At 35.6% G+C, this 23414-nt stretch carries 17 protein-coding genes; 8 read left to right on the top strand and 9 right to left on the bottom strand.

The window, feature by feature from the left end; translation table 11 throughout:
• Positions 1-63: 63 nt before the first annotated feature.
• Positions 64-1344 carry a replication-associated recombination protein A gene (locus RTX21_RS12140; RefSeq protein ID WP_312768019.1) on the bottom strand — a complete coding sequence of 427 codons (1281 nt, stop codon included), beginning with the start codon at positions 1342-1344 and terminating at the stop codon, positions 64-66.
• Between the two features lie 134 nt (positions 1345-1478).
• Between RTX21_RS12140 and RTX21_RS12135 the strand changes: the two genes are divergently transcribed.
• Complete coding sequence (locus tag RTX21_RS12135; protein WP_312768018.1) at positions 1479-2015, top strand: DUF2975 domain-containing protein; 537 nt, start codon at positions 1479-1481, stop codon at positions 2013-2015.
• Positions 2016-2018: 3 nt separating this feature from the next.
• Positions 2019-2231 (top strand): helix-turn-helix transcriptional regulator, encoded by a 213-nt coding sequence (locus tag RTX21_RS12130; RefSeq protein ID WP_312768016.1) that lies wholly within the window; start codon positions 2019-2021, stop codon positions 2229-2231.
• A gap of 3 nt (positions 2232-2234) precedes the next feature.
• Here RTX21_RS12130 and RTX21_RS12125 read toward each other — a convergent pair whose 3' ends face one another.
• The 4 genes from RTX21_RS12125 to rlmN form a co-directional block, all read right to left on the bottom strand.
• Positions 2235-3212: a polyprenyl synthetase family protein gene (locus RTX21_RS12125; RefSeq protein ID WP_312768015.1), complete on the bottom strand. Its 978-nt coding sequence runs from the start codon at positions 3210-3212 to the stop codon at positions 2235-2237.
• Positions 3213-3483: 271 nt separating this feature from the next.
• Complete coding sequence (locus RTX21_RS12120) at positions 3484-4362, bottom strand: hypothetical protein (protein WP_312768013.1); 879 nt, start codon at positions 4360-4362, stop codon at positions 3484-3486.
• A gap of 42 nt (positions 4363-4404) precedes the next feature.
• Positions 4405-5328, bottom strand: coding sequence for a sterol desaturase family protein (locus RTX21_RS12115; RefSeq protein ID WP_312768010.1), 924 nt, complete (start codon positions 5326-5328; stop codon positions 4405-4407).
• Positions 5329-5437: 109 nt separating this feature from the next.
• Positions 5438-6472, bottom strand: coding sequence for a 23S rRNA (adenine(2503)-C(2))-methyltransferase RlmN (rlmN, locus tag RTX21_RS12110; protein ID WP_312768008.1), 1035 nt, complete (start codon positions 6470-6472; stop codon positions 5438-5440).
• Positions 6473-6722: 250 nt separating this feature from the next.
• Here rlmN and RTX21_RS12105 point away from each other — a divergent pair, with 250 nt between their 5' ends.
• Entirely contained in the window at positions 6723-9050 is a 2328-nt protein-coding gene (locus tag RTX21_RS12105) for a GAF domain-containing protein (RefSeq protein ID WP_312768006.1), read from the top strand.
• Positions 9051-9153: 103 nt separating this feature from the next.
• Here RTX21_RS12105 and RTX21_RS12100 read toward each other — a convergent pair whose 3' ends face one another.
• The gene (locus RTX21_RS12100) at positions 9154-10836 is read right to left on the bottom strand and encodes a T9SS type A sorting domain-containing protein (protein WP_312768003.1); all 1683 of its coding nucleotides are present in this window, start codon (positions 10834-10836) and stop codon (positions 9154-9156) included.
• A 194-nt stretch (positions 10837-11030) separates the two neighbouring features.
• On the opposite strand from RTX21_RS12100, the gene RTX21_RS12095 reads away from it, so the two are divergent.
• Positions 11031-12983, top strand: coding sequence for a tetratricopeptide repeat protein (locus RTX21_RS12095; RefSeq protein WP_312768002.1), 1953 nt, complete (start codon positions 11031-11033; stop codon positions 12981-12983).
• 4 nt (positions 12984-12987) lie between these two features.
• On the top strand, positions 12988-13659 hold the full coding sequence (locus RTX21_RS12090) for a response regulator transcription factor (RefSeq protein WP_312768000.1): 672 nt from the start codon (positions 12988-12990) through the stop codon (positions 13657-13659).
• A gap of 2 nt (positions 13660-13661) precedes the next feature.
• On the opposite strand, the gene RTX21_RS12085 is transcribed toward RTX21_RS12090, so the two are convergent.
• Positions 13662-14864 carry a Pycsar system effector family protein gene (locus tag RTX21_RS12085; protein WP_312767998.1) on the bottom strand — a complete coding sequence of 401 codons (1203 nt, stop codon included), beginning with the start codon at positions 14862-14864 and terminating at the stop codon, positions 13662-13664.
• A gap of 226 nt (positions 14865-15090) precedes the next feature.
• Between RTX21_RS12085 and RTX21_RS12080 the strand changes: the two genes are divergently transcribed.
• Positions 15091-18759 (top strand): metallophosphoesterase, encoded by a 3669-nt coding sequence (locus RTX21_RS12080; RefSeq protein WP_312767996.1) that lies wholly within the window; start codon positions 15091-15093, stop codon positions 18757-18759.
• 9 nt (positions 18760-18768) lie between these two features.
• The gene (locus RTX21_RS12075; protein ID WP_312767994.1) at positions 18769-19257 is read left to right on the top strand and encodes a GNAT family N-acetyltransferase; all 489 of its coding nucleotides are present in this window, start codon (positions 18769-18771) and stop codon (positions 19255-19257) included.
• Positions 19258-19321: 64 nt separating this feature from the next.
• Here the strand turns inward: RTX21_RS12075 and RTX21_RS12070 are convergent, their stop codons facing one another.
• Together RTX21_RS12070 and queA are read right to left on the bottom strand one after the other, a co-directional pair.
• A complete protein-coding gene (locus RTX21_RS12070; RefSeq protein WP_312767992.1) occupies positions 19322-20182 on the bottom strand; it encodes a hypothetical protein in 861 nt (286 codons plus the stop codon).
• Positions 20183-20266: 84 nt separating this feature from the next.
• Entirely contained in the window at positions 20267-21316 is a 1050-nt protein-coding gene (queA, locus tag RTX21_RS12065; protein WP_312767990.1) for a tRNA preQ1(34) S-adenosylmethionine ribosyltransferase-isomerase QueA, read from the bottom strand.
• Positions 21317-21555: 239 nt separating this feature from the next.
• On the opposite strand from queA, the gene RTX21_RS12060 reads away from it, so the two are divergent.
• Entirely contained in the window at positions 21556-23373 is a 1818-nt protein-coding gene (locus RTX21_RS12060) for a DUF349 domain-containing protein (protein WP_312767989.1), read from the top strand.
• Positions 23374-23414: the final 41 nt, after the last annotated feature.

The following is a 23414-nucleotide window of genomic DNA, read 5'->3' as shown; positions in this document are numbered from 1 at the left end:
TATTAAAACATTCCGAAACCACCGATACAAAAGAATTTTTTAGGAATATTTAACGATTGGTTATCAAGACTCGTACTTGTCGCCCCATTTGTCTTTGAGCTGTTCCTTTATTTTTTTCTCTGTAGAGTTATTTGCTGGTTGATAAAATGCAGTTCCTTTGATTTCTTCTGGTAGGAATTCTAGATCAACAAAATTACCTTCATAGGAATGGGCATATTGATAGTCTTTTCCATAATCCAGGTCTTTCATCAGTTTGGTTGGTGCATTTCTGAGATGAAGAGGAACGGGTAGATTACCGGTTTTCTTGACGAAAGCCATTGCTTCATTGATCGCATTATAAGTCGAATTGCTTTTTGGAGACACGGCAAGATAAACTGCGGTTTCACTTAGGATGATTCTTGCTTCCGGATTTCCGATGACATTGATGGCCTGGAAACAATTATTCGCCATTATAAGCGCATTTGGATTGGCTAGACCAATATCTTCTGCCGCTAAGATCATCATTCTTCTTGCAATGAATTTAATGTCCTCTCCACCGACCAACATTCTCGCCAACCAATAAACAGCACCATTTGGGTCGGAACCACGCATAGATTTGATGAAAGCTGAAATGATGTCGTAATGCTGCTCTCCATTTTTGTCGTACAAAGCCATGTTTTCTTGAAGAACAGATAAGACATCTTTATTAGAAATCTTATTTTTCTTAGCCGATCTGAATTGATTCAGAACCAATTCTATCGAATTGATGAGTTTTCTCGCATCACCTCCGGAATATTGGATAAAAGCTTCTTTTTCATCAAGAAAGAATTTGGTATTGTTGATCTCGTTATATTTTGAAACACTGATGTCTGCTAATTCTTCCAGCTTTTCAAAAGTCAAAGCTTTCAGAATATAAACCTGCGAACGTGAAAGCAAAGCCGATACAACTTCAAAACTTGGATTTTCTGTAGTTGCGCCAATCAGAACAATCCATCCTTTTTCAACGGCGTGAAGCAAAGAGTCCTGCTGAGATTTATTGAATCTATGGATCTCATCAATAAACAGAATCGGACTTTTTCCAGAGAAAAGATTCTGCTTTTTTGCCTCATCAATCACATCTCTCACATCTTTTACGCCAGAAGAAACAGCTGAAAGTTTATAAAATTTTCTTCCGGATTTCTCAGAAATGATTTCGGCAAGGGTCGTTTTACCCGTTCCCGGAGGTCCCCAGAAAATGAGTGAATTGAGAGTGTCGTTTTCCAACATTCTTTTGATTGTCCCATTTTTTCCTGTGAGATGTTCTTGTCCCAAAACATCGTCCAAAGTTTTCGGGCGGAGGATTTCGGCAAGTGGCGAATTGTTCATATTTCAAAATTACGGAATTAAAAGACTTTGCTGAAATTTAACTTTGTTAAAAATTAAATTATCTGATAAAGATAAAATATTTATTGTTTATCAATAAATATTTATTACATTTGAATAATCTTTAAAACTAAAAAATGTCAAAAACAAACAGATTTATATTTTGGGGTTTATATGCCATAGCTTGGATAATATTCGTCGGCTTGTCTATTGAGGCGGGAGGATTAATAGTAAATTTCGTTTTCCATCTTTATAATCCTGAGATTATCAAAAATCTTTATCAAAAATTAGATTTAATTCAAATGTATAAAGAAAGTAGATACAATTTTTTTAGCGTTTACAGCCTTATTTTAATCATTTCAATTTTAAAAGCTGTGCTTTTTTACACAGTGATTAGGCTAATGCATAAAATGAATTTGTCAAAACCTTTCAGTGCTTTTGTGGCAAAACAAATTTCATTAATTAGTTATTATACCCTTTCAATAGGATTTATAAGCTACATTGCCAGACAGTTTGTTAAAAATTTAAATCACCACGGTTCTGTTCCGGATAGCTTAAACCAGTTTTGGGTAGATAGTGAAGCCTTTATTTTTACCGGAGCTATTATTTACATTATTGCTCAGATTTTCAAAAGAGGCGTAGAATTGCAGGAAGAAAACGATTTAACAGTTTAAGTTATGCCAATTATCGTAAACCTGGACGTGATGATGGCAAAACGAAAAATGTCATTGAATGAGTTGTCGGAAAAAGTAGATTTAACCCTTTCCAATCTTTCTATTCTAAAAACAGGAAAGGCAAAAGCGGTTCGTTTCAGTACGTTGGAAGCGATTTGCAGAGCTTTGGATTGTCAGCCTGCGGATATTTTGGAATATCGGGAAGAAGAAAAATAAGAATTAAAGCTTTCTGCTGATAACATAATCCAGCATCAGTTTCAAAGATTCTTTAGCTTCATTGTCAGGAAATTCGGCTAAAATATCAAGAGCTTTTTGCTGATAATCTTTCATGGTTTGGATAGCATAATCCATTCCTCCGGAAGACTTTACGAATTCTACCAATTCGCGAACTTTTTTAGAATCGTTGTTATAACGCTTTATCGTTCCGAAATATTTTTTATAATTTTCAGGACTTGCGTTTTTCAAAGTATAAATCAAAGGCAGGGTCATCTTCTGTTCTTTGATGTCGATTCCCACAGGTTTTCCAATGATATTGCTGGTCTGATAATCAAAAAGGTCATCTTTGATTTGAAAAGCCATTCCCGTGTAAGTCCCGAATTCTTGCATTTTTTTCGCAGTCGCTTCATCTACACCATTAGATAAAACGCCAACTTCACAACATGCCGCAATCAAAGTTGCTGTTTTCTGACGGATGATCTCGTAATAAACATCTTCGGTAATATCAAGTTTTCTGGCTTTTTCCAATTGCAACAATTCGCCTTCCGACATTTCCCGAATCGTCCTTGCAATCACGGAAAGTAAATCAAAATCCTTGTTATCCGTAGAAAGTAAAACCGATTTAGAAAGCAGATAATCGCCTACCAAAACAGCGATTTTATTCTTCCAAAGTGCATTGATAGAAAAGAAATTTCTGCGCTTAAAACTCTCGTCCACAACATCATCATGAACCAAAGTCGCCGTATGGATCAGCTCGATCATACTTGCGCCACGGAATGTTTTTTCGTTCACATTTCCGACCAGTTTTGCGCAGAGAAAAACAAACATAGGACGCATTTGTTTCCCTTTAGTCGTCACAATAAAACGCGTAACCTTATCCAGCAGAGCAACATTACTTTTCATCGATTCATAAAACTTCTGTTCAAAAAGTTTCATTTCGTCAGAAATCGGAGCTTTGATTAGTTCTACTGTATTTGCCACTGTTCGCTTTTAGATATTATATTTTTGGAGCAAGACGATTTGACACTTGATTCACTTTACTAACCCGCTTTCCGTTACAATCTTTTTGTTATCCGGAGAAAAACAAAAAGGATTTTCACTGCAATCGGGGCTATGTTGGGGTTTGGTCTATCGTCTCACCGGAAAAACCTTTGTAAAAATATCAAGAATTCTGTAATATCGAAGCATCAGATAATGCTTAATATTCAAATTATGATATCTTACATCCAATTTTACTATTCTACAAATATAATTATTCTAAACCTTTAAACGGAATGAAATAAAGACTTTGAGGCACTTTTTTAATTTTAATACTGAATCGTTCTCCCGAAATGTAAATTCCCTTTTCAGTTGCCGTAATTCCTTCGATTTGTCCGACATTGTAAGCTCTACCTAAAGAATACTTTTTTACAGGTTTGTTGAAAAAGAGATTTCCTACCTCATCTTTCTCAAAAATCATCATATAAACCGAAGCATTTTTGGTATAACCAACAACGTATAATTTATTATCAAAAAAAGAAGCATCCGTCACAACAAATCCTGTGTCATAATTTTCCAGTTTTTGCGCCGGCTGATTTTCTGTCAGATTTTTATCGATGACGTAATGAGAAACTGTATTCGTAACCCATTCCTTTGTGAAAAGATGAATGTTGCCATCAAGGAAAATCATTGCTTCCGCATCAAAATTATTATTGATGTTTTTCGGAGTAAAATCAGTTTGCTCAGGATAAAAAAACGGGATGGTCTTAATAGAATCTAGCATCAAAGAATCATTTCTAAAGGCAATCCGGTAAACTTTCAGATCTTTCCTCGTTCCCAGATTATTCCCGAATTCTCCTATGTAGAAATTTTCTCCATCATTGGTCATCGCTTCCCAGTCTATGTTCTTAAGACCAGTTTTGTAAGTTTTTTCGATGTGCGAGCTGCCTGGTTTTATTTCGAAAATTTCGCTGGTGTTACCACTATCGTTAAAGGAAAATAATCTTCCATCCATATTTGTCAGTCCGGAAGATTCTCGCAGTGAGTCGCTCAAAATAGCAATTTTATATTTTTTGATATCGAGTTTTTTAATTTTCTGGGAAAATCCAAAAAGTGAGATCAACAAAAAATGAATGACAAATAATTTTTTCATTTGATTAAAATTCAAAATTGAAAGGCTTGGATAATTACAGAATTAAGACCGATTTTCGGCTTTCTTTTTCTTTGCAAAATATTCTTTTTGATATTGTTTTACAGTCTTTCCGGTGCCATCGTGCCGCCAGCCAGGAGAATTAAAAATATAATTGAATCTGTCACTGATGGTCAGGTTCGGCTGTTTCAGGTCTTTCCAGATTTTTCGCCATTCATAGAGTAGGGTAGTCATCGGGCCATCATCCGGCATCTTTGGATATATCCCGAATTTTACGGGAACATTCGGGTCTTCCGGTTCAAAAGTTCCGAACAATTTATCCCAAAAAATAAAAACCATTCCCATATTTCTGTCCAGATATTTGATGTTGCAACCGTGATGAACCCGGTGATGCGAAGGCGTCACAAAAATATATTCAAAGAAGCCCATTTTTTTGATGGCTTGTGTATGGACCCAGGTTCCATAGACCTGGCCAATGGCATAACAAACCATTATTGTCCATGGATCAAACCCTAAAAAGGCCAATGGCGAAAAGAAAAGATAGCGATAAAGCGGTTGAAAAACCGGACTTCGGAAACCTGTCGTCAGATTAAAATATTCTGAGTTATGGTGCGTGATATGAACTGCCCAAAATACACGTGAACGATGGTCTGCCAAATGATGGAAATAATAAGCCAGATCCGTTGCCAAAAAACATAAAACCCAATAATACCAAGTAGAAATATTAAAGTCAAAAATACGGAATCGGTAAAAGAAGAACATCACGGCCATCGCAAACACCTTCATTAGCAGATCTAATCCGAAGTTCATCAACGCAAGATAAATATTGGTCGCCAGGTCTTTCCTGCTGTACAGTTGGGCTTCCATTACATGGCTGTAAATCATCTCTGTCAGGATAACTGTGGCGTGAAGCGGGATTGCCCAAACATAAACACTTTCCAATGCGTTTTCACCAAAAATGAATTCCATTTTATTAGTTTGTCAGGTTATTGATAAAGGGAAATTATTTTTCTTTGTCTAACAAATATACAATCTATTTCTATGCTCAATATTTTGTAATTGTTAAAATAACAATTCGTTATTCGGCTGATTTGTTTGCCAATTGTCCACATGCCGCATCGATATCGCCGCCACGGCTTTTTCTAACCACAATCGTGATTCCTGCTTTTTCTAGTTCACGAACATATTTTTGTTCGGCTTCAATACTTCGGTGGTCAAATTTTCCTTCACCAATTGGATTATACTGGATAAGGTTTACTTTGCTCGGAACTTGTCGGCAGTATTTGATCAAAGCTTTGATATCCTCGTCACCATCGTTGATTCCTTTCCAGACGCAATATTCAAAAGTGACTGGAGAACCGGTTTTCTGATACCAATATTGAAGCGAATCCATAATGTCGGTCAATGGGAATTTTTCAGAAAAAGGCATTATTTCGTTGCGTTTATGCTCAATGGCTGAATGTAGAGAAAGTGCCAGTTTCACTTTCAGTTTTTCATCGGCCAGCATTTTTATCATTTTCGGAATTCCGGATGTGGAAACCGTGATTCTTCTTGGCGACATTCCCAAACCTTCCGGTTTCGTGATTTTATGAATGGCTTCGACAACGTTTTTGTAATTCATCATCGGCTCGCCCATTCCCATAAATACGATGTTTGTGAGCGGTCTGTCAAAATATTCTTTGCTTTGTCTGTCAATCAACGCGACTTGGTCCACGATTTCTGCAACTTCCAGATTTCGCATTCTTTTTAGTTTGGCGGTTGCACAGAATTCGCAATTCAGAGAGCATCCAACTTGTGAGGAAACGCAAGCTGTAGAACGGCTTTCTGTCGGAATCAGAACCGATTCTACCATTAAACCGTCGTGTAATTTCACGCCGTTTTTTATCGTTCCATCTGTCGATTTTTGTAATAGATCAACGGCGATTGGATTAATGAAAAAATCACGCATCAGACTTTCTCTCAAATCTTTGGAAAGGTTCGTCATCTCATCAAAAGAATGCAGATTTTTGCTCCAAAGCCAATCATAAACCTGTTTTGCACGAAAAGGTTTTTCACCAATTGTACTGAAATGGTCTTTTAACTGGTCGAGGGAAAAGGTGCGGATATCTTTCAATGTCTTTGGGAAATTTTTGCAAAGATACGGTTATTGTAACAATTTTGAAATCGGCTAATGAAACGATAGATATATCTAATAATCTTAAAATTTGTAAATTTGAAATAATAATTTTAATGCTAAGTTTTACATTGATAATTTGTTACGAAATGTAGCGTAATTAATATCGAATAGAATTAAAGTATTATGAATTTTAAATCGACTTTATTAATATATTCCTAATTCTTACATTTGCATTGATTTTTACCCGATGAAGTTCCAAGCCTTTTACGACAGCCCATTTATATTGAATTTTTCCTTCGAAAAACTCATCCAGAAAATGGAAGCAGAAGCTTCCGGTAATCCAGAATATGCGCTTTCACATCAGAGAATCTTGGATAAGACCAAAGGATTTCCAGAACTCTTGAATGGTATCAGCAATCTTGATTTTTTCGAGGAAAATGAGGTCTTGATGAAAGAACTTCTCCGTGACCTTTTCCCTCCAATGTTGACGGAAAATGAGATCAAAGCCATCAGTTTTCCTTTTTATAATTTCTTTTTCAATCCTACAAAACGTTTTGAAACGATTATCAAAAAAGCAGGTGACAATTTCGATATGATCATCAAAGATATGGACCCGCATCGCTTTTATGTAATGAGCTGTTGCATCATCCTGAATGATTTTTATGATGTTCCGCTGAATGTTTCGATGCCGTTTATATTTGATATTCCAAATGAAGAGGGTGTGGTCAAGCATTATAGATTTCTGACCAACGCTGATTTTATGGACGTCAATGCATTGGAGAATTTCAAAAGATTAACACCGGAAGAAATTTCAGAATTGCTCGATAATTTTGAAGATTATGAACTATGGAAAGAAAAATTTCCGCCAGAAAGTTGGGAACTGAAAGGTTTTGCTGTCGTTAATTTCTTTGATGCAACCACAGAGATCGCCATTTCCAACCTTAAAAGTAAATTGATAAATCTGGAGGACGACAAAAACCTTAAGCCAGAACTCAACAAAGTTTTCCGCTCTATTTTTCAGGTTTCTGATCTGGAAGTTGGCTTTACATCTATTAATCACGATGAAAATAAATTTGTCCGAAGTCCTATCAATAGCGTGATTGAAAGCTATATTCTGTTGGAAAACTCGCAGGATTGTAAGAACGAACTGCTTTGTGAGAAAAATTTCAACACACTGGTAGAATCCAAGAGATTTTTCAGCATTTCTGATATAGAAAGGACTTACAGAGAATTTCCGGATAGCCAGATGGCGAAACATTTCTACGAAGCGGGCATCAAAAGTGCGATTTTTGCACCGATTATCAAGGATAAAAAAATTCTCGGGATTATCGAATTAGTCTCAAGGAAGAAAATGCTGAACAGCATCAATGCTCAAAAAATGGAAATCGTAATGCCATATCTGGAAGATACGATGGACAGACTTTATGACGGCATCGAAACACGAATCCAAGCAATTATTCAAAGAGAGTACACATCGATACACCCAAGTGTTTATTGGAAATTCCGACAAGAAGCGGAACGTCACATCGGTTTTTACAGAGAGGAATTTGATTTGCCTTACCGAAAAATCACTTTCGAGAATCTGACGCCACTTTTTGGACAAACCGACATTAGAAATTCTTCGGTTTCCAGAAATCTGGCCATCAAAAAAGATCTGGAAATCAATCTGATGCTGATTTCTGATGTTTTCAAAAATCTGATCTCTGATAATGATTTGACTGAGATCAATGAAAAATTAGTTCAATTTCAAAAAAAATTGAGCAAAGATCTGCGCGCCGATACAGAAAGTCAGGTTCAGAATTTTATTCATCAGGAAGTTCATCCGCTGTTGGAATCTATTAAACTTCAAAATGTTAATTACAATCAAATCGTAACCGATTATCACAAACAGCTGGATTCTAAAACCGAATTGGTTTATAACTTCAGAAAGAAATTTGATGATAGCTTGTCTTCCATTAACAAGTTTTTAGCGGATATTCTGGACAAGCGTCAGGAAGAACAACAGCACAGATTTCCTTTCTATTACGAGCGTTTCAAAACGGATGGCGTTGAGCATAATATGTACATTGGTTCGTCTATTGAACCGGATTTGACTTACGACTCAATTTTCCTTGAAAATCTAAGATTATGGCAATTGCGTGTGATTTGCGAAAGTGAATTACAGTACAAAAAATACAAAGATACGCTTGATTATTCTTTGGAGGTCTCGTCTTTGATTTTGGTTTACAGCACGCCAATCAGCATCAGATTCAGAATGGATGAAAAACGTTTTGATGTGGATGGAAGCTACAATGCGCGCTACGAAATGATTAAAAAACGTATCGATAAATCTTTAATTAAAAATTCTGATGAACGCATCACTCAACCAGGGAAGATCAGCATCATTTATTCTCAGGATAAGGAACGTAAAGAATATCTGAAATTGATAAAAATCCTTCAGAATCAAAATTTACTTTCAGCAATCGAAGAATTGGAAGTTGAAGATCTGCAGGGCATCAATGGTTTACGGGCTTTGCGTGTTGCGGTGAATTATGATACGAAGGATGTGGATTATGATTTTGTTGAGGAGATCTAACGGATTTCATTATCCATTTTGTATTTGAGATAATATAAGGATAAATGTAAAAAAAACAGATTGTCAGAGCAATCTGTTTTTTTATGATAGCAAAAAGCAATTTTTATTTTTCGACCAAGATCTTTTTAGCAGTTATTCCTTTGGAAGTAATAATCTGGATCAGATAGAATCCGGCATTAAGTTCTTTTACATTCACTTCTGGTTTTTCGTTGCCAAAGATTTTATGGGATACAAGCTGTCCTGCAGCATTTATTATTCGGATTTCCTGAACTTTTTCATTCTGTTCAGTTCTAATATTCAAAATGTCTTTCACAGGGTTCGGATAGACTTGTACAGATGCAGATTTTGAACTGTCATCGATTACGGACATGGTCCCATCAGCATAAAAAAGTGTTATGTTTGGTGTGTAAAGTACAGGATAGCCTTGTGGAGGATTCATTGCATCAAAAGGTTCATCATCCCTGTCGCTGTATCTGGAGTAGATCGGCGATTCTGAGAATGTACTTATAAAAGTTGACCAAAGTACCATTTGCGGGTGACTCTTATTAGTATAGACCACCAAATTTTTTCCAGTGTAATTGAATTCTGTCTCCAACGGGATATAAAGATTGTTGAATCCTTTTTTGAAATTCATTTTTCCGTTATAAACAAGTGTAAATGATGCCGGGTCAAGCCAGTCAGAAGAAAGGTCTTCTTGATCTGTTTCTGCAAGATAAACTTGGATAGGGATATCATTGTTATCTTCATCAAATTGGCAGGTGTATTGGATTCCCGTGATTTTTGAATTGCTGTTATTTATTTGTTGCGACGTGTACATGGTCTGTCCCAGACTATAATGTGTGAAAAAATTGAAGGGAATAGAATGTTGCAAAGCAAATGAACCGTTGCCAATCTGAACATTTTTGATATCATCTTTCAGAACGTTCACGGATAGAGTTCTCGACTGATTATTACCTGGATTCACATCGTCTGTACTTTCTACAACAGCATAAATTGTTTTTTGGGAAATATCGCTGCTTTGTGGTGTCCAATTTAGAATGATATGAGATTTCTCCCCAAAATTAATTGGTTCTCCGGATGTGCTTGCCAGCTCGGTTCCATCATTAGATTTAAGTTTAATGGTGTAATTACTCTGTACCTCCTTGCCTCCATTTGTAACTTCTGCCACAAACATGGCCGGTTTGCCTGCATTTATAGCGTTATTTCCTGTTATATTGGTTACTAGAAGGTCCTTGTTGGCGACATCTTCAATTTTTACATCATCCACTGCCCAGCCATTGATGAAGAAATTATTGCCATCATAACGAAAGGCGTATTGCATCTGAGTAGCATTTTCCGGTGCTGTTACAAAATATGTAAATCTATCCTGTGGAATATTAAGTACGCCTAAGGGCTTTTCCCAAAGCGGTTGCCATGTCTGTCCACCGTCAAAAGTGACATCTATACCAATAGTTTCGCCGGCATCACCTGCAAAGTTGATAAGATACTGGTCATAAGATATAGCAAGCTGCTTATGTCCTGTAATATCAATTTTAGGTGAGATCAAACGGCTAAGCCCAACCTGCATACCATATGTCATATAAAGTTCGGGGGCTGTACCGCCGGAGATTTGAGAATTATTAATAGACCATCCCGGTGGTTGTTCGGCATCTATCACCCAACCTGCTGGAATACCACCCGGCGCATAGCTGAAATTTTCTGAATAGATCGTTTGCTGGCCATAGATATTTCCACAGAACAACAAAAAAAATGGTGAAGCTGATAATAAAGTAAAAATTTTCTTCATAATTACAATTTTTTATGTGATTAATGTTTTACAAATTAAATTCATAAATTTTTCTAAAACAATTCGGGATTTGTGCTAATTTTTTGATAATAAAATAAGTACTGCCACTTATTTTATGTGTCAATCGATGGAAAATGGAATTAATTCCAGGATTAAACCTCATATTTGTATGGCTTTTTTGGAACTGACATAAAATGAATCGAATCAAAATATATAAAAAACAGCAGAATAAAAGATATTTTCTTTTCTTTCAAATCATAGCTTTTTTATTGGTTGTCTTCATGGTGTCATGTCATTCTTCGGATAAAAAGAATGAGCAGAATCTCTCGGAACCGTTCAAAAAACAATTTGAAGAAATCCACAAATTGGTTTATGAGAATCCATCGCTTGCCCGTGAAAAATCCAACAAGATCTTACAGTCGATTTCTCCCAAAGATGAAAGATCAAAAGTTATCTGTCTAAAGTACATTGGCTCTTCATATGCTTTTGAGACCAATTATTCCGAAGCGATAAAGTATTATAAACAATCGCTGGATTTGGCAGAGAAGATTGATTTTTACTACGAGATTGCCAATCTGAACAACAACTTGGGAACTATTTATAACGAATTTGGAAATTACCGTTCTGCCTATATCTATTTTATAAAAGCCCTGGAGAACTATGATCTGGCTGGTAATCAACAGAAAAAAACGGGAACTCTTAATAATATCGGGCTTACCTATCTCAATCTGAATAATCAGGAAAAAGCATTGAACTATTTTCAAAAAGCGCTCAATGCAAGCAATTCCAATAAAGACACAATTCTGGCCTCGACTATTCTTAATAATATCGCCATCTGTAATTTTTCCAAAAAGAAAATGAAGCTGGGTTTGGAAAATCTGAATCGTTCCATTTATCTTTCGGGAAGGACGAAGAATATCTACGGCACTTGTGTGTCTTACCAGATCATGGGGAACATGTTTCTTACGGAGAATAATCTGGATAAAGCGTATGAAACCTATTCCAAAAGTATTCATATTGCAGAAAAGGCAAATTTGATCAATTTGCTTGCGGTTTCAAAAGTTGGGATATCCAGAGTTTTGCTTGGACAGAATAGAATAGAAGAGGCTTTACGCTATGCTAATGATGTGATGCGGGTTTCCATTGATAAAAAAAGCCAGTCACTGAAGGCCGATGCGCATCAGCTTCTTTCCAGCATCTATGAAAAGAAAGGGGATTTCCAAGCCAGCCTGAAAGAATATCAAAACCACGTCAAAATCAAAGAAGAGCTTAATAATAATACGGTTGTCAACCAGATCTATGATGTAGAGGTCGATTATCTCAATCAGCTCAACAAAATGCAGCAACTGGAACTGGAAAAAAAGGAATTGGCAATCAGTAACAAAAATATTTGGTTGTTTTTTCTGTCTCTAATGTTCTTAATGATCTTCGGCGGTTTATATCTTTTATACAGAAATCATCAAAACAAGCAAAAGGTCAAACTCCAGAAAACAATTATCGAGTTGACGAAGAAAAAATCCAATGCTGCTCTGGAAGCAGAGGTCCAGGAAAGAAAAAGGATTGGACGGGAATTGCACGATAGCTTGGGTTATCTGCTTTCTCTTGCAGGGCTCAATGCAAGCGTCCTTCAAAAACGAAAAGATATTTCCGATGAAAAAAAGAATGAACTCCTGAATTCCTTGATGGAAAGTATTAATGATGCCTTTGATGAAGTCCGTAACATTTCCCACAATCTTGCACCATCACTTCTCTCGGAGCAAGGACTGAAAGGTGCTTTGAAAAACATCTCGGACAGGGTCAATCAAAGTAATAAACTGAAAATGAGTTTTGATACCTTTGGACTTAATCATAAATTAGATGACCTGATAGAAAATGTACTTTACCGTACATTGCAGGAAATCGTGAATAATACAATAAAACACGCAGAGGCTTCTGAGCTTTTCATCCAGGTAGCGCAGGACAATCATCAGATCACTTTGATGGCAGAAGATAATGGAAAGGGTTTTGATACAGAATCGTTGAGGGATAAATCCAGCTTTGGATTGTCACATATCAAATCTTGGATAGAAAATCTGAACGGCACGATCGATATTGATTCTAAATTGAATAGAGGGACGATCATAAGTATTCTAATCCCAATCGAATAAAAATATGTTGAGCGAAAAAATAAGGGTTTTAATTGTGGATGACCATCAACTGATGATAGAAGGTCTTAGGTCTCTTCTGGAAGATGAGGAAAGTATCTCCTTTGTAGCGGGTGCCACTTCGATGCAGGAAACAGTGACTTTCCTGGAAACTAATAACATTGATGTCATCTTGATGGATGTCAATATGCCGGATTCTTCGGGAATAGAAATCACAAAAAAAGTAAAGGAACTATATCCCAAGATAAAGGTGGTCGCACTTACAATGCACGATGATATCTCCATTATTTCCAAAATGATAAAAGCCGGCGCATCTGGCTATGTTCTGAAAAGAACAAATATGCACGAAGTTGTAGATGCTCTGAAAATCGTTTACAGAGACGGAAAATATCTCAGTCCGAGTGCGCAAAATATTATTATGGACAATCTGATGAGCCCAGATGAGTTCATGGATCATAAAGAAGAAACAAAACCTCTTCTTTCCGCAAGAGAACTTGAGGTTCTGAAACTTATTGCAAGGGAATACAGTAATGAGCAGATCGGAGAAAAGCTATTCATTAGCGAACGAACTGTCGAAGCCCATCGAAGGAATATATTCATCAAAACCAAGACAAAATCGATTGTAGGACTTATGAAATATGCTATCAATGAGGGACTTGTGTCTTTTGGCTCTGAGTGATCTTATATTGTCACACTTCTGAAAGCAATCACAAAAGCTACTACAGAAGCAATGATCCCAATAGTGAAAACCGTGTAGGTCAATCGTAGTAATTTATATTTTCTGTTCAGAACAATTCCAAGATAATAGAGGTCTTTTATCATGGTATCGTAGAGATATTGTCGGTCAGCCATCATTTCCTTCATGGCCCAAAGGTATTCTTCCAGAGGCATTTTGTAAAAGTTGCCGAAGAAGAGAAGATTCACTTTTTTCTCCTCAATTTCCTTTCTGGTAAACGTTCCGCTGGAAACTTTTGGTCTTGTCGACATTATTGCCAGAATAATACAGGCAACACTCGACATTATCATGATGAAAGTGGGGATGATCAAATGCGAATTGCTCGGCGCATCCAGTTTTGGGATCAAAGTCGATAACGCTACCGAAATAATGATCGCATTTACCGAAAGTAAAATATTGGCTTTGCTGTCAGCGATTTGACTCAATTTTGTATGGTTGTTCAGCGTCACACGGAACATCGTTTCTATACCACGCTCCGGCGATTCCAGTTTTTCCAGTTTTTTCTTGTTCAGAAGTGCTTTGTCATTATCTTCAGAAGCTTTTTTCTTTTTTTCTTCTTTCAGATTTTGAATGTTGGAAAGAATTCTATCCACATTTTTTTCCTTTATCGGTTGCCAGTTTTCCTTGGCGAATTTGGTGTAGAACTGATGTTTCGAAAAGAAAACAATATTAAGCTCAGACCATTGCTGCTTGCTGAATTTCTGATGATGGACCTCTTTGATCTCTTGTCTCAGATTTTCGCAGATCCTGAAATAATCATCCGAAGCCAAATGATAAAGATCCGCATCTTTTATGACTTCTTCCAGATGATTTTTTGGTTTGTAGAATTTGTCAGTTGCCAAGATCAATTCACCGATTTTCGCAATTCTTTCTTCGGGAAACTGATGTTGTCTTAAAAAATCAGAAGCTATTTTTTGACTTTCTTCCTCGTGATTGTCTGCATCGTCAACATAACCCAAATCGTGAAACCAGCCTGCCAAAATCAGATTTTCTGTATCTTCCGGCTCGATGTTTTCTTCTTTTGCAAGAATTTTTATTTTATCCACAACTTGAATGGTATGGTCAAGGTTATGATAAGTATAAACAGAAGATAATTTATCTTTGAGCAAATTTCTTGCGTAATCTTCCGAGATTTTCAAAATATCCATAAAGTCAATTTAAAACAAATTTAAGAAAGTATAATGGCTTTTAAATTTTTAATTTTGTTAAATATTGTTAGAGTTTCAGTAATTTTATCAATATTTATTTAAAAACATTAAACTGACTTTGTTTAAGTTTTATTGTCTTGCCTAAAAATCGAGGTTCGAAGCACCAAAATATCGGTAGAAAACCCATAAAGAATCTAATAAAGGCGCGAAGTGCCGACATATAAAAATGAAGAACATCTATTATTTCTTTCTAATTTCATTAACTACGATTTCCTGCGCAGTTCAACAAGCTGATTATGGAAATAATGCCAAAAAATTTGAAAAGAATTCAACCATAAAAGACAGCATTATTCATACATTTTATTTGCTTGGTGATGCTGGAAATCTTGACAAAGATGAAGCTTTCCATAATATGAATATTTTGAAAGATTCACTGTCCAAGGCTTCTGAGAATAGTACGCTTATTTTTCTTGGCGACAATATCTATCCAGCAGGAATGCCGAAAAAAGATGATAAAAACCGGAGTTTGGCTGAGAAAAAAATGGATAATCAAATCTCATTGTCCAATCAATTCAAAGGAAAAACGATTTTTATTCCAGGAAATCACGATTGGTACAACAACGGAATCAAAGGTCTGAAGCGTGAAGAAGATTATGTCACAGAAAAATTCGGAGACAAAAATACTTTTGCTCCAAGAAATGGTTGTCCAATTGAAACCAGAAAAATCAACAAAAAGCTGACGTTGATTTTAATTGATACAGAATGGGTTTTAGCAGACTGGAACAAAAATCCGAATATCAATGAAAAATGTGACATCAAAACCCGAGAAGATTTTTACACAGAGTTCGAAGACCAGCTTAATAAAAATCAAAACAAAACAATCGTCGTTGCAACACATCATCCTTTGATTACACAAGGTTCTCACGGCGGATATTATTCTTGGGAAAAGCAGATTTTCCCTTTAGAAAATAAAGTTCCTTTGCCGGTTTTAGGTTCACTTATTAATTTGACAAGAGCTACCGGCGGAATCACACATCAGGATAACAGCAATCAGAATTATAAAAATTTGTCAGATAGACTCAAAACTTTGATTGGCGGGCGAAAAAATGTAATTGTAGTTTCCGGCCACGACCATAATCTGCAATATATCGAGCAAGGTGACATCAGACAAATTATCAGTGGTGCAGGTTCTAAAACCGAATCTGCAAAAGCAGTTAAAGAAAATGATTTTTCATTCGGAAAGAATGGTTATGCTGAACTGAAAATTTCAAAATCCGGAAATGCGGAAGTGAGTTTTTATAATCTTAATCCGCAAAAATCAGAATTGTTGTTCCGAAAAACGGTTCTTGGGACAGAGGGAAAAACTTCCAAAGATTATCCGAAAAACTTCTCGGAATATACGAAAGCTTCAATCTATGATTCATCAATGACGAAGAAAAGTAAACTCTACGAATTTCTTTGGGGAAAACATTACAGAGATTATTATTCTAAAAAGATCAATGTGAAAAATCTGGCTTTGGACACGCTTTTTGGTGGAGTGAAAACCGATAGAGCAGGAGGTGGACATCAAACCAAATCGCTTCGTTTGGAAACCAAAACCGGAAATGAATATGTCATCAGAGCACTTAAAAAAAGTGGTGTTAGATTTTTGCAGGCTGTTGCTTTTAAAAATCAATACGTTGTAGATGATTTTGACGGGAGTTATGCGGATAAATTTCTACTGGATTTTTATACAACTTCTCATCCTTACACACCTTTGGCAATCGGTGAAATGTCAGATAAATTGGGAATTCGTCATACAACACCAGAACTTTTTTACATTCCGAAACAGAAGACTTTGAAAAACTTCAATGAGACTTTTGGCGACGAGTTATATTATCTCGAAGACCGACCAATGGAAACCGATGAAAACCCAAATAAAGTTATCGGAACAGACGAGGTCATCCTGAATCTTGCCAAGGACGAAAAGTATAAAATAGATGAAAAATCTTGGATTAAAGCACGTTTGTTCGATATGCTGATTGGCGATTGGGACAGACATCACGACCAATGGAAATTTGAAGCGAAAAAGGAAAACGGAGACGTGATTTACAGCCCGATTCCGAAAGACAGAGACCAGGCATTTTCTAAATATGATGGATTGATTTTGTCTTTATTAATGAGGATTCCGGATTTGAGACATATGCAGGGATTTGATGAAAAAATCAAAGATGTGAAGTGGTTCAATCGTGAACCTTATCCTTTGGATCTGGCTTTTACAAAAAATTCTAGTGAGAAAGATTGGCTGGAAGTTGCGGATTTTATTCAAAACAATTTAACTGAGAATGACATCAGAAAAGCATTTGAAAACCTTCCAAAAGAAACTCAGGATAAAGTTTCAGAAGATCTGATTCAAAAATTGTTGGTTCGTAAAGGCGATTTGAAAAAATATGCTTCAGAATATTTTAAATTTTTGGAAAGAAAAGTGATGCTGACCGGAACAGATAAAAAGGATAAAATTGTTGTCACAAGATTACCAAACAACGAGACCGAAGTCAAAATCTATCGTTTGAAAAAATCAGGTGAAGAGTTGGAATCTTCCAAGATCTATTCTGGAAAAGAAACCAAAGAGATCTGGATTTATGCGCTTTCTGATGATGATGAATTTATTGTGGATGGAAAATCAAAATCGAGCATCAAAGTTAGATTATTAGGAGGTTTGGATGAAGATAAATATACCGTTTCTAATGCTAAGAACTTGAGAATCTACGATTACAAAAGCAAAAAAAATAACTTTGAAAATAAAGGAAACGCTAATGTGATCTTAACCGACGATTATGACGTTAATCAATATAATTACAAAAAGCCAAAATATAACAGTACATTGGTAATGCCAAATCTTGGTTTCAACCCGGATGACGCACTTTCTTTTGGCGTTGTCGGAACTTATATTGTGAACAATTTTGTGCAAAATCCTTTTTCTCAAAAACATCAGTTAAAAGCCAATTATTTTACAGGAACCAAAGGTTATGAATTTTCTTATCAAATGATTTTTCCGCAACTGACAGGCGGTTGGTTTTATGGTTTGGATGCGAGAGTTACAAGTTCGCATTACATCAGAAATTTCTACGGAATAGGGAACGAAACAGTCAATTTGAATGAAGAGTTTGGAAACCGATTTACCAATGTGAGAGCGAAAGAATTTGTGTTTTCTCCATCTATTAATTGGAATAAAAATGCGTCAACATTCTCAGCAAAACTGAAATATGAAGTTCTAAAAATCGATAGAACTGCTGACCGTTATATTTCTTTGCCAAATGTAGTGAACGAGGATGTTTTCCATTCAAAGCAATTTGGTGGAGCGGATGTTTCTTTTAATTATGAAAATTATGACAACAAAGCCAATCCGAAACTGGGAATGAAATTCGATGTAAGAGCAGTTTACAATATGAATCTTGAAAATACCGACAGAAACTATACTTCGCTCGAAACTGGACTTGGATTTTTACATTATTTAACAACAAATAAGAGATTGGTTTGGTCCTCTTATGTGAAAGCGAAATGGCTTTTAGGAAACGGTTACGAATTTTATCAGATGTCAACTTTGGGCGGGAATAATGATTTGAGAGGTTTCCGGTTCAATCGTTTTTATGGTAAGAATTCTTTATTTCAAACTACGGATTTGAAGTATGAAATCGGGAAGATCAAGAACTCGATCTTACCTTTGAGTTATGGATTTTTTGGTGGATTTGATTTAGGAAGAGTTTGGAATCCGAACGAAAGTTCCAACAAATGGCACAACTCTTACGGTGGTGGATTTTGGTTGAATGCGGTTGATGCAATTTCTCTCAATGCTTCTTATTTCAATTCTTCTGACGGAGGAAGATTGGTGATTGGAATTGGCGGAACTTTTTAAAATAGTAAGATGATAGAAACCAAACGTCTTATTCTGAAACCCTATTCATTAGATTTTGTAGAAGAATTTTATACTAAATTTCAAAACAATAAAACTTACTTGGAAGATTACTTTTCCAAAACTCTGAGTGCCACCAAAACTTTGCAAGAAGCAAAATTATATTTCCAAAAGAAGATTGAAAGTTGCCAAAAGAATGAAGGTTTTTATTTCGGGATTTTTCTCAAAGAATCGGATGAATTGATTGGACATCTTTCTATCAGAGAAATCGATTGGTCGGTTCCGAAAGGTGAGTTGGCCTATTTTATTTTCAATGATTTTTCTGGTAACAAATATTCTTATGAAGCTTTGGAAGCATTTCGTTATTTCTGTATGAATGAAAAAGATATGGTTCGAATCTTTATGAAAATCGCACCAGACAATATCGCCAGCAAAAAAGTTGCGGAATTCTGTAATTTCGAGTTTGAAGGTTTGTTGAAAAATGACTACAGAAAAAGGTAGGAAGTTCTTACGGATATGTTGCTTTATTCGTTTACAAGAAGAATTTTATCCAAATGAAACTAAATTATTTTAACTTCAATTGATAAAGATTTCCTGTAATTTTTTTGTCACCTTCGTCAGTCATTAGAATGGTGTTTTCATCCTTGAAACAAAGACCTTCTTTCTGAGTATGATGGTTCAGTTCAATCTTTTCAACATTTCCGGAGAAGAAATTATTGCCTTTCCAATTGGTGAAAATCCAGACTTTGTCGGAACTTAAAATCGCAACTTTATCTTTATTCGGGCTGATGTCTGCACTTGTAACTGCGCAATGATTAAATTGTTCACAAGTGACAAAGCTTCCTGTTTTTTTAGCAGGTAATTTTTGCGTTGAATTGTTGTCAACTTCATAAAGAACCGTTGTCCCATCAAACTTAGAACTTCTGTTTTTTGTGAAAAGATAAAATTTGTTGTTATGAATAAAAAATGACTCTACATCAAAAATGCGGTCTTTTTTCTTTGGCGGAAAATCGGTTTGTTCGGGATAATAAAACTGGACAATAGATTCGGCTTTCGCTTCATCTTTATTCAAATCCGAAGCGTTGATCTTATAAATGGCCAGGTTTTGTCGTTCATTATCATTATTGCCAAAATCACCGATATAAATATTGCCGTCATCATCCGAAGTCAGATCTTCCCAATCGTTATTTTCGACATTAGAAATAGTAATTTTCTTGATTAATTCTCCTTTTTCATTAAACCCAAAAAGAACATTATGATTATGATTGTCCTCAATAGTCCAGATCAACGGCGAAGCTTTCGATATTTCACAAGCCGAAGCTTCTTTTATTTTTTTCGGTAAAGAACTGATTGTGGAAAAATTTTCCTGAGTTTGTGAACAGGAAAATGTGATGGATAATAATGCTAAAAAAGAAAGTGCTTTCATAGGATGAAATTAGATAAAATATAAGACATAAAAAAATGCACAACCGTAAAAGTTGTGCATTCTATTTTTTAAAAAATTCAGATCTTAAAGAATCAACATTGCGTCTCCGTAAGAATAGAATTTATATTTTTCTTTGATAGCTTCCTCGTAAGCTCTCATTATGAAATCTTTGTTAGCAAAAGCTGCAATCATCATAATTAGAGTAGATTTAGGCGTGTGGAAATTGGTGATCATTGCATTAGCAACACCAAAATCGTGAGGCGGGTAGATGAACTTGTTAGTCCAACCTCTGTAAGCCGAAATCTTTTTGTTAGAAGAAACAGAAGTTTCCAAAGCTCTCATCGTAGTTGTTCCAACGGCGCAAACTCTGCGTCCTTCCTGTACGGCTCTGTTGATGATTTCTGCATTTTTCTCATCGATAATTGCTTCTTCAGATTCCATTTTGTGCTTAGACAGATCTTCAACTTCAATTGGATTAAAAGTTCCCAAACCAACGTGAAGTGTGATTTCTGCAAAATCGATTCCTTTGATTTCCAATCTTTTCATCAAATGTTTTGAGAAGTGAAGGCCTGCAGTTGGAGCAGCAACAGCACCTTCTACTTTAGCATAGATTGTTTGATATCTTTCTGCATCTTCTGGCTCAACGTCTCTTTTGATGTATTTCGGAAGTGGAGTTTCTCCAAGTTCTGTCAATTTTGCACGAAATTCTTCGTAAGAACCATCAAACAAGAATCTCAATGTTCTACCTCTGGAAGTCGTGTTATCAATAACTTCAGCAACCAAAGATTCGTCTTCTGTGAAGAATAATTTGTTACCGATTCTGATTTTTCTGGCTGGGTCAACCAAAACATCCCAAACACGAGTTTCAGCATCAAGTTCTCTCAACAAGAAAACTTCGATTTTAGCTCCGGTTTTTTCTTTGTTCCCGAATAATCTTGCAGGAAAAACTTTGGTATTATTGAAGATGAAAAGGTCTTTCTCGTCGAAATACTCGATGACATCTTTGAAAAGACGGTGCTCGATAGTCTCAGTTTTTCTGTCAAGAACCATTAGTCTTGCTTCGTCACGGTTTTCTGTGGGGTGTTCTGCCAATAGTTCTTCTGGCAAATCGAAATTGAAATCAGATGTTTTCATAAAATTTACGGATTTTATTTTAGGACAGGCAATGCCTGATATTAATTTTTTGCGAGGTGCAAAGATACGACATCAAAAAGCCTTTGTCAAGTAATTGTTGATTTTTAAATTTTTGATGAAATTGTTAGTGAATATTTAATGTTTTTTTGAGAAAATTGGAATTTATATTTGGTGCTTTCTGCAAAAGCAGTTAATTTAGTGCATTTAAAAGTTGTTATTGTCAATTAATTTGCTTTGTTATGAGTATTGAAAACGAAAATCCTGAGAACGAAAATCTTAATTCTGAAATCAATTCTACTGAAAATCAATCAGTAAAAGAAGAATCGGTAGAACAAAATTCAGAATTAGAAACTCCAGCCAATGAACATCAGGAAATCGAAGTTACTGAAGAAAATTTTTCAAATCTATCTTTGAAAGAAACTTTGGCCGAGATGGAATCTATCGTAAACAAAGATGATGCACATCGGTTCTCTAAACAATTCAATGCTTTGAGAGAGCAGGCGAATCACAAGATCGCCGACGAACTCGAAGATAAAAAACACGATTTTGTGGAACAAGGCAATCCTGAAGAACATTTTGACAATCATCATCCAGAATCTTCCAAATTGTCTGCGCTGATCAATATTTATAGAGAAAAGCAAGACAAATTCCATAAATCTCAGGAAGCTGAACATCAGAAAAACCTTGAAGAAAGATTGACAATTATCGAAAGATTGAAAAATCTTTATACCACTTCTGAACCGGGAACTAATCTTTTCAAAGCGATAAGAGAAGTGAAGGAAGCTTGGGGAAATGCCGGTCAGGTTGCAAAATCTGAATTCAAAAATCTTAATAATAATTATTTCCATCATTTGAAAATGTTCAATGAGATGTTGGATTTGAATAAGGAATATCTTGAGCAGGAATTTGCTCATAATCTTGAAAAAAGACAACATATCATCTCAAGAGCGAAAGAATTGCTGGACGAAAAAGTGGTTCAAAAAGCGTTGAATGAATTGCAATATCTACACAAGCTTTGGAAAGAAGAAGCTGAACCGGTTGCAGAGGAGTTCCGTGAGAAAACTTGGGAAGAGTTCAAAGAAATCTCCAATAAGATCCACGAGAGAAAATCTGAATTGATCGCAGTTTTGGAATCTGAACAACAGGAAAATCTTGATAAGAAAAATAGGGTGATTGAAGAATTGAAAACACTTTCAGCTCCTCAAAATATTAATCATTCTTTCTGGCAACAAGCCATAAAAAGAGTAGAAGAATTGCGTGCAGAATTTTTGAAATTAGGACCAGTTCCTAAAAAGTTGTCTAATCAAAATTGGACGGACTTTAAGCAAGTTTTGAGAGATTTCAACACCGCTAAAAATGATTTTTATAAGAATTTGAAAGGTTCTCAGGTTCATAATCTTGAAGAGAAATTAGGTTTGATAAAAACTGCTCAGGACAATATGAATTCGGAAGATTGGGACATCGTGGTTCCGCTTTTCAAAAAACTTCAGGAAGACTGGAAGAAAATTGGTCACGTTCCTAGAAGTCAGGCGAACAAAGTTTGGGATGATTTCCGTGATGCTTGCAACACCTTTTTCAAAAATTACAGAGATAAAAATAACGCTACAGGCGATAACTGGAAGGAAAATTATAAGAACAAAAAAGCGCTTCTTGAAGAGTTGAAAGCCTTGAATAATGAAGAAGGAGCTGTAGAAAAAATTGAAACTATTAAGAACTCTTGGAATGCGATTGGGAAAGTTCCTAAAGATAAATTGTCTATCAATACAGAATTCAACAAAACACTGAGAGAGAAACTGAAACTCAATAAAATCAATGAGTTTGATTTGAAAGAAGAGAATCTTACTGAAAATCAATTGACTGACAAAGCCAGAAAAATAAAAAATCAAATTGCTGATTTGGAATCAGAAGTGGTACAATTGGAAAATAATTTGGCTTTCTTCAATTCTCCAACTCGCGAAAATCCTTTATTAAAAGATACATTTGATAAATTAGATGCGAAAAAAGAACAATTAGAAAGTTTAAAAGTGACCCTTCATAATATTATTGTTGGTGAATAAATTTCCAATTATATAAAATATTTAAATCCTCTTTTCGAAGA

Origin of the sequence: Epilithonimonas sp. (assembly GCF_032054305.1) — a bacterium.
In the GTDB taxonomy this organism is placed as follows: Bacteria; Bacteroidota; Bacteroidia; order Flavobacteriales; family Weeksellaceae; genus Epilithonimonas.
The sequence above is the reverse complement of the archived record's forward strand: the minus strand, read 5'-3'. Positions and strand labels throughout refer to the sequence as shown.

Coding starts and splice junctions, on each gene's coding strand:
- RTX21_RS12140 (WP_312768019.1), bottom strand. CDS start 1,344: ATGAACAATTCGCCACTTGCCGAAATCCTCCGCCCGAAAACTTTGGAC.
- RTX21_RS12135 (WP_312768018.1), top strand. CDS start 1,479: ATGTCAAAAACAAACAGATTTATATTTTGGGGTTTATATGCCATAGCT.
- RTX21_RS12130 (WP_312768016.1), top strand. CDS start 2,019: ATGCCAATTATCGTAAACCTGGACGTGATGATGGCAAAACGAAAAATG.
- RTX21_RS12120 (WP_312768013.1), bottom strand. CDS start 4,362: ATGAAAAAATTATTTGTCATTCATTTTTTGTTGATCTCACTTTTTGGA.
- RTX21_RS12115 (WP_312768010.1), bottom strand. CDS start 5,328: ATGGAATTCATTTTTGGTGAAAACGCATTGGAAAGTGTTTATGTTTGG.
- RTX21_RS12105 (WP_312768006.1), top strand. CDS start 6,723: ATGAAGTTCCAAGCCTTTTACGACAGCCCATTTATATTGAATTTTTCC.
- RTX21_RS12100 (WP_312768003.1), bottom strand. CDS start 10,836: ATGAAGAAAATTTTTACTTTATTATCAGCTTCACCATTTTTTTTGTTG.
- RTX21_RS12095 (WP_312768002.1), top strand. CDS start 11,031: ATGAATCGAATCAAAATATATAAAAAACAGCAGAATAAAAGATATTTT.
- RTX21_RS12090 (WP_312768000.1), top strand. CDS start 12,988: ATGTTGAGCGAAAAAATAAGGGTTTTAATTGTGGATGACCATCAACTG.
- RTX21_RS12085 (WP_312767998.1), bottom strand. CDS start 14,864: ATGGATATTTTGAAAATCTCGGAAGATTACGCAAGAAATTTGCTCAAA.
- RTX21_RS12080 (WP_312767996.1), top strand. CDS start 15,091: ATGAAGAACATCTATTATTTCTTTCTAATTTCATTAACTACGATTTCC.
- RTX21_RS12075 (WP_312767994.1), top strand. CDS start 18,769: ATGATAGAAACCAAACGTCTTATTCTGAAACCCTATTCATTAGATTTT.
- RTX21_RS12070 (WP_312767992.1), bottom strand. CDS start 20,182: ATGAAAGCACTTTCTTTTTTAGCATTATTATCCATCACATTTTCCTGT.
- queA (WP_312767990.1), bottom strand. CDS start 21,316: ATGAAAACATCTGATTTCAATTTCGATTTGCCAGAAGAACTATTGGCA.
- RTX21_RS12060 (WP_312767989.1), top strand. CDS start 21,556: ATGAGTATTGAAAACGAAAATCCTGAGAACGAAAATCTTAATTCTGAA.